General features: G+C 75.6%; 2 protein-coding genes. Both read left to right on the top strand.

Annotated features, from left to right (window positions below; translation table 11 throughout):
* Positions 1-2445: beta-ketoacyl reductase (locus C569_RS0128735; protein ID WP_036347372.1), on the top strand; the 2445-nt coding region annotated here is incomplete at its 5' end.
* Positions 2446-2471: 26 nt separating this feature from the next.
* On the top strand, positions 2472-8112 hold a 5641-nt coding region (locus C569_RS31480; RefSeq protein WP_036347364.1), incomplete at its 3' end, for a type I polyketide synthase.

Here is an 8112-nt window from a genome sequence, read left to right as displayed (position 1 = left end):
ACGGCGCTGCGCGGGGCGGGTGTGGACACGTTCCTGGAGGTCGGTCCGCAGAGCGTGCTGACCGCCATGGCGGCGGATGTGCTGCCCGATGACGAGGTCGTGCTGGCGGTGGCTGTGCAGCGTCGGGACCGGGCGGAGGCGCAGGCGTTGCTGCACGCCCTGGCCGAGCTGCACGTGCACGGTGTGCCGGTGACGTGGCAGTCGTGGTTTACCGAGGCCGGCGCGCGCCGGGTGGACCTGCCCACGTACGCCTTCCAGCGGGAGCGGTACTGGCCCGAGCCGGCGAGCCGGCCGCGGCAGACGGCGACCCACGGCGGTGACGCCGACTTCTGGACGGCCGTCGAACGCGGCGACCTGAGCGCCCTCGCCGCCCAGTTCGGCGACGACGGCGCCGCCCTGGACGCCCTCACCCCGGCCCTGCCGGTCCTGTCGACCTGGCACCGGGCACGCACGCAGCGTGCCGTCCTGGACACGTGGTCGTACCGCGTCGGATGGAAGCGCACCGACATCACCGGCGGCCCGGCGCGGCCCGGCGCGTGGCTGCTCGTGACGGCGCAGGACGACCTGGCGGACGGCACCCGGGCGGAGGCGGTCACCAAGGCCCTCGCCGAGGTCGGCGCCGCCGTGGTCCGGCTCACCGTCGACCCGGCCGGCACCGACCGGGCGGGCCTCGCCCGGCGGCTGGGCGACGCGCTGGCCGACGGTCCCGTCACCGGCGTGCTCTCCCTGCTCGGCCTCCGCGACCAGCCGCACCCCGCCCACCCGGCCGTGCCGGTCGGGACGGCCGCTACGCTGCTGCTGCTCCAGGCGCTGCACGACACCGGGGCGACGACCCGGCTGTGGTGCCTGACGCAGGGCGCGGTCAGCACCGGCGACGGGGACACCGTGCACGCTGCCGTCCAGAGCGGACTCTGGGGCCTGGGGCTCGTGGCGGGCCTGGAACACCCCCACCTGTGGGGCGGGCTGGTGGACTTGCCCGAGCAGGCCGACGCGACGGCCTGGGACCGGCTGGCGCGGGTGGTGACCGGTGCCGGCGACGAGGACCAGCTTGCCGTACGCCCCTCCGGGGTGTTCGTCCGTCGCCTGGTCCGCTCGGCGCCCGCCGCCCCCGACACGGCGCAGCGGTGGCGGCCGTCCGGCACCGTGCTGGTCACCGGCGGCACCGGCGCGCTGGGCGCGCACGTGGCCCGCTGGGCGGCGGCCAACGGGGCGGAGCACGTCGTGCTGACCAGCCGCCGCGGTGGGGACGCCCCGGGAGCCGCGGAGCTGCGCGAGGAGCTGACCGTCCAGGGCGTACGGGCGTCGGTCGTCGCCTGCGACGTCGCCGAGCGCGACCAGGTGGCGGCGCTGCTGGCCCGCCTTGACGAGGATCCGGCGCCGCTGACGGCCGTGGTGCACGCGGCGGGCGCCGGCGAGTCCGGGCTCATCGCCGACACCGACCTGGCCGCGTTCGCGGGCGTGCTCGACGGCAAGGTGGCCGGCGCGCTGCACCTGGACGCCCTGCTCGGCGACCGGCGGTTGGACGCGTTCGTGCTCTTCTCCTCCATCGCGGGGGTGTGGGGCAGCGGCGGTCAGTCCGCGTACGCCGCGGGCAACGCCTTCCTCGACGCGCTCGCGGAGCAGCGGCGCGGCCGGGGCCTGGCGGCGACGTCCGTGGCCTGGGGGCCGTGGGCCGACGGCGGTATGGCCACCGGCGATGCCCAGCAGATGCTGGCCCGACGCGGCCTGACCGCCATGGCGCCGGCCGACGCCGTGCACGCCATGCGGTACGCCGCCGGCCTGCCCGGGGCGGCGCTGACCGTGGTGGACGTCGACTGGGCGGTCTTCGCCCCGACGTACGCCTCGGCCCGCCCCCGGCCGCTGCTCGACGACATCGCCGAGGCCCGGGAGGCGCTGCACGCCCACGCCGTGGAGCAGCAGCCCGGCGGTGCCGCCGACGCCCTGCGGGAGCACCTGCTCACCCTGCCCCGCCCCGAGCAGGTCCGGCACCTGGTCGACCTGGTCCGTACCCACGCCTCGGCCGTGCTCGGTCACCCGGGAACGGACCGGGTCAAGCCGCAGCGGGCGTTCAAGGAGCTCGGATTCGACTCGCTGACGGCGGTCGAGCTGCGCAACCGACTGACCGGCGTCACCGGCCTGTCGCTGCCCGCGACCATCGTCTTCGACTACCCGAACCCGGCCGTGCTCGCCGAGAACCTGCTCGACGGCCTGCTGCCCGAGGCGGCGCAGGCGGACGACGGCGACCCGGCGGAGGCGGCCGTCCGGCAGACGCTCGCGGCGATCCCGCTGGCCCGCCTCCGCGAGGCCGGGCTGCTGGACCTGCTGCTCAACCTCGCCGACACCGACGGCGACGACGGTGACGAGTCCACCGACGAGGCCCTGGACCTCGACGAACTCGACACCGACGCCCTCGTCAGGCTGGCGCTTGACGGAACCGATTCCTGACCGTTGTCCCCAGTACGGAGCTCATGATGTCTACGTCCGCAGACAAGGTCGTCGAGGCGCTTCGCGCGTCGCTCAAGGAGACGGGCCGCCTCCGCCAGCTCAACCAGCAGCTGACCGCCGCCGCCAGGGAGCCGATCGCGATCGTCGCGATGTCCTGCCGCTACCCGGGTGGCGTCGCCAGCCCCGAGCAGCTCTGGGACCTGGTCGCCTCCGGCGGCGACGCGATCGGCGGCTTCCCGACGGACCGGGGCTGGGACCTGGACAACCTGTACGACCCGGACGCCGACCGGGCCGGCCGCTCCACCACCCGCGAGGGCGGCTTCCTCTACGACGCGGCCGACTTCGACGCGGAGTTCTTCGGTATCTCGCCGCGCGAGGCCGTGGCGATGGACCCCCAGCAGCGGCTGCTCCTGGAGACGTCGTGGGAGGCGTTCGAGCACGCCGGCGTCGCGCCCGCCTCGATGCGGGGGCAGAAGGTCGGCGTCTTCGTCGGCACCGCCGCCAACGGCTACGGCATGGGCCCGCAGAGCGAGGCCGAGGGCGCCGACGAGGGCTACCTGCTGACCGGTACGGCCACCAGCGTCGTCTCCGGGCGGATCGCGTACGCCCTCGGACTGGAGGGCCCCGCGGTCACCGTGGACACCGCGTGCTCGTCGTCGCTGGTCGCCCTGCACCTGGCGTGCCAGGCGCTGCGGCAGGGCGACTTCGACCTGGCCCTGGCCGGCGGCGTGTGCGTCATGGCCACCCCCGGCCCGTTCGTAGGCTTCTCCCGGCAGCGAGGGCTCGCCCCCGACGGCCGGTGCAAGTCGTTCGCCGCCGCCGCCGACGGCACGGGCTGGTCCGAGGGCGTCGGTATCCTGCTGGTGGAGCGGCTGTCGGACGCGCAGCGCAAGGGGCACCCGATCCTCGCCGTGATCCGCGGCAGCGCCGTCAACCAGGACGGCGCGTCAAACGGTCTCACCGCCCCCAACGGGCCGGCCCAGCAGCGGGTGATCCGGCAGGCCCTCGCGAACGCCCGGCTGACCACTGCCGACGTGGACGCCGTCGAGGCGCACGGCACCGGCACGACGCTGGGCGACCCGATCGAGGCGCAGGCCCTGCTGGCCACGTACGGGCGGGACCGTCCGGCCGACCGGCCGCTGCTGCTCGGCTCGATCAAGTCGAACATCGGCCACAGCCAGTCCGCCGCCGGCGTCGCCGGTGTGATCAAGATGGTGATGGCGATGCGGCACGGGCTCGTGCCGTCCACCCTGCACGTCGACGAGCCGACGCCGAAGGTGGACTGGTCGGCCGGCGAGGTGTCGCTGGTGACCGAGGCGACGCCGTGGCCGGCGACCGACCGTCCCCGCCGGGCGGCCGTGTCGTCGTTCGGCATCTCCGGCACGAACGCGCACACGATCATCGAGGAACCGCCCGCCCCGGACGCCGCCGACCCCGCCGACACCGGGCCGGCTCCCACCGTCGCCCTGCCGGCGGTACCCGTGCTGCTCTCCGCCCGCTCCGAAGCAGCGCTCAGCGCGCAGGCGGGTCGCTGGGCCCGGTGGCTGGAGGACGACGAGGCCCTCCGCACCGTGGACGTCGGCTGGTCGTCGGTCGTGTCGCGCTCCGCGCTGGAGCACCGCGCGGTGCTCACCGCCACCGACCGCGAGGAGTTGCTGGCCGGGCTGCGCGCCCTCGCCGCCGGCCAGCCGTCGGGCGCGTTGTTCGCCGGGCAGGCGGCTGGGCGGGGTCCGCTCGCGGTGCTCTTCTCGGGTCAGGGTGCGCAGCGTGCCGGCATGGGCCGGGAGTTGTACGCGGAGTTCCCGGTCTTCGCCGCCGCGCTGGACGAGGTGTGCGCACAGCTCGACGCGCTGTTGCCGCGCCCGCTCAAGGAAGTGCTGTTCGCACCCGAGGGTTCCGCCGAGGCGGAGCTGCTGGACCGGACGGTGTTCACGCAGGCGGGTCTGTTCGCGGTCGAGGTGGCGTTGTTCCGCCTGGTGGAGTCGTTCGGCGTCGCCCCCGACCTGGTCGGCGGTCACTCGATCGGCGAGGTCACGGCCGCGTACGTGGCGGGGGTGTTGTCGCTGGCGGATGCGTGTGTGTTGGTGGCGGCGCGGGGCCGGTTGATGCAGGCGTTGCCGGCCGGTGGTGGGATGCTGGCGGTTGCGGCGGCTGAGGCCGATGTGCTGGCGACGCTGGACGACTTGACCGGTGTGGGGGTCGCGGCTGTCAACGGGCCGACGTCGGTGGTGGTCTCCGGTGCGGTGGAGGCGCTCGACGAGGTGGAGCGGGTCTGGCGTGGGCGGGGTGTGCGTACGCGCCGGTTGTCGGTGAGTCATGCGTTCCACAGTCCGTTGATGGAGCCGATGCTGGATGAGTTCCGGGTGGTCCTGGACGGGTTGACGTTCGAGGCGCCGGCGTTGCCGGTCGTGTCGAACGTGACCGGTGCGCTGGCTGACGTCGACGAGATCCGTAGTCCCGACTACTGGGTGCGGCACGTGCGGGAGGCGGTGCGTTTCGCCGACGGGGTCGCCGCGCTGCGCGCCGCCGGGGTGGACACGTTCCTGGAGATCGGCCCCCGCAGCGTCCTGACCGCCATGACCCGGGACGTGCTCAGCGGCCAGGAGCCGGCCGACGCCGACGACATCCCCGTCCTCGCCGTGCCCGCCCAGCGCGCCGACCGTCCCGAGGCGGGGACTCTGCTCGCCGGCCTCTCCGAGCTGCACGTCAACGGGGTACCCGTCGACTGGGCGGCCCTCTACACCGGTGCCGGAGCGACCCCGGTCGCCCTGCCCACGTACGCGTTCCAGCGGCAGCGCTACTGGCCCGAGCAGATGCCGGCCTCGGTCACCGGCCCGGTCAGCCCCGACGTGGTGGACGTCGAGTTCTGGTCGGCCGTCGAGCGCTCCGACGTGGCGGCCCTCGCCGCGCAGTTCGGCGCCGACGGGGCGGGCGTCCTGGCCCCGGCCCTGCCGGTCCTGTCGTCCTGGCGCAAGGCGCGGCTGCGGGACGCCGTCGTCGACGGCTGGTCGTACCGGGTGGTGTGGAAGCGCACCACCGCCCCCGCACCGGTCACCCCGCCGGGACGCTGGCTGCTCGTGGAGCCCGCCGACGCCGCCACTGCCGAGTGGGCCGGGGCGCTCGCGGGGGCGCTGAGCGCCGCCGGCGGCGAGGTGTCCCGGCTGGCGGTGGACCCGCTCGCCGAGCGCGACCAGGTGACGTCGCGGCTGGCCGGCGTCGTGGGGGACACCCCGTTCACCGGGATCGTCTCCCTGCTGGGCCTGCTGGAGCGACCCCACCCCGGCCAGCCGGCGGTGCCGCTCGGCACGGCCGCCACGATGACGCTGGTGCAGGCCCTGCACGCCGCCGACGTCGCGGCACCACTGTGGATGCTCACGCGGGGCGCTGTCGGCACCGGCGACACCGACCCGGTGCGCAGCGTCGCCCAGGGCGGGCTGTGGGGTCTGGCCCGGGTCGCCGGGCTGGAACATCCGCAGCTCTGGGGTGGCCTGGTCGACCTGCCGGACGCGCCCGGGCGCGGCGACTGGGACCACGCGGTCAGCGTCCTGACCGGGGGCGGGCACGAGGACCAGGTGGCCGTGCGGCGCTCCGGTGTCTTCGTGCGGCGCCTGGTGCGCGCCACGCCGGCGGCCGTCGGCACAGTCGACCGCTGGCAGCCGTCCGGCACCGTCCTCGTCACCGGCGGCACCGGGGCGCTCGGCGCGCACGTGGCCCGCTGGGCGGCGGCCAACGGCGCCGAGCACCTCGTGCTGACCAGCCGCCGCGGCGAGCACGCCCCCGGGGCGGCCGAGCTGCGCGACGAACTGACCGCGCTCGGCGCCCGGGTGAGCCTGGTCGCCGCCGACATGGCCGACCGCGCCCGTGTCGAGGCGCTGCTGCGCGATGTCGACGCCGACCCGGCGCCCCTGACCGCGGTGGTGCACGCCGCCGGGGTGGGCCAGCTGAACATGCTCGTCGACACCGACCTCGCCGGCCTGGCCGGGGTGCTCGACGGCAAGATCGCCGGCGCCGTGCACCTGGACGAGCTGCTGGGCGACCGACCGCTCGACGCGTTCGTGCTGTTCTCCTCGATCGCCGGCATCTGGGGCAGCGGCGGCCAGGCCGCGTACGCCGCCGGGAACGCCTTCCTCGACGCCCTCGCCGAGCGGCGCCGCGCCCGCGGCCTGACCGCCACCGCCGTGGCGTGGGGCCCCTGGGCCGACGGCGGCATGGCCAGCGGCGAGGGGCAGGAACTGCTGGCCCGCCGTGGCCTCGGCCCCATGTCGCCGGCTCAGGCCGTGTACGCGCTGCGCAGCGCCGTCGGCCGGGCCGTGCCGGCGGTGACCGTGGCGGACGTCGACTGGTCCCTGTTCACCCCGGCGTTCGCCGCCGCCCGCGCCCGCCCCCTGCTCGACGACATCGCCGAGGCGCGCGACGCCCTGCGCGTGGTCGACGCGGAATCGGAGGACACCGTCGGCGGCGGGCTGCGGCAGCACCTGCTGACGCTGCCCCGCGCCGAGCAGGACCGCCACCTGACCGAGCTCGTACGCACGCACACCGCCGCCGTGCTCGGCCACTCCGGCACCGAACTGGTAAAGGCCAACCGGGCGTTCAAGGAACTCGGCTTCGACTCGCTGACCGCCGTCGAGCTGCGCAACCGGCTCGGCGCCGCCACCGGCCTCACCCTGCCCACCACCCTGGTCTTCGACTACCCGAACCCGGCCGCCCTCGCCGACCACCTGTCGGCGACGCTGCGCCTGCACGAGGTCGAGACCGTCACCGCCTGGGGCCCCGCCGGGCCGGTCGCCGACGACCCGATCGTCATCGTCGGCATGAGCTGCCGCTACCCGGGCGGCGTGGCCAACCCGGACGACCTGTGGGAGCTGGTCGCCACCGGGCGCGACGGCATCAGCGGCTTCCCCGACGACCGCCACTGGGACATGGGCCGGCTGCTGGCCGTCGACGCCGACGGGCAACCCGTCTCACACACCCGCGAGGGCGGCTTCGTCGACGGCGCCACCACCTTCGACCCTGGGTTCTTCGGCATCTCGCCGCGCGAGGCCGTCGCCATGGACCCGCAGCAGCGGCTGCTGCTGGAGGCGTCCTGGGAGGCCATGGAGCAGGCCGGCATCGACCCGGAGGAGCTGCGCGGCAGCCGTACCGGCGTCTTCGTGGGCGCCTCCCCGTCGGGCTACGGCACCACCGACACCCCGGCCGAACTGGCCGGCTACCAGCTCACCGGCGGCGCGCACAGCGTCATCTCGGGCCGGGTGTCGTACACCTTCGGGCTGGAGGGCCCGGCGGTGACGGTCGACACCGCCTGCTCGTCCTCGCTGGTGGCGGTGCACCTGGCCGCCCAGGCGCTGCGCGGCGGCGAGTGCGACATGGCCCTGGCGGGCGGCGTCACCGTCATGGTGACGCCCGGCGCCTTCGTCGAGTTCTCCCGCCAGGGCGGCCTCGCCCCGGACGGGCGCTGCAAGTCCTTCGCCGCCGACGCCGACGGCACCGGCTGGTCGGAGGGCGTCGGCGTGCTGCTGGTCCAGCGCCTCTCTGACGCCCGGCGGCAGGGCCGCCAGGTGCTCGCGGTGCTCGCCGGCAGCGCCGTCAACCAGGACGGCGCGTCAAACGGTCTCACCGCCCCCAACGGGCCGGCCCAGCAGCGGGTGATCCGGCAGGCCCTCGCGAACG

It is taken from the genome of Micromonospora sp. CNB394 (genome assembly GCF_000374985.1).
In the GTDB taxonomy this organism is placed as follows: domain Bacteria; phylum Actinomycetota; class Actinomycetes; order Mycobacteriales; family Micromonosporaceae; genus Micromonospora; species Micromonospora marina.
The sequence above is the reverse complement of the archived record's forward strand: the minus strand, read 5'-3'. Positions and strand labels throughout refer to the sequence as shown.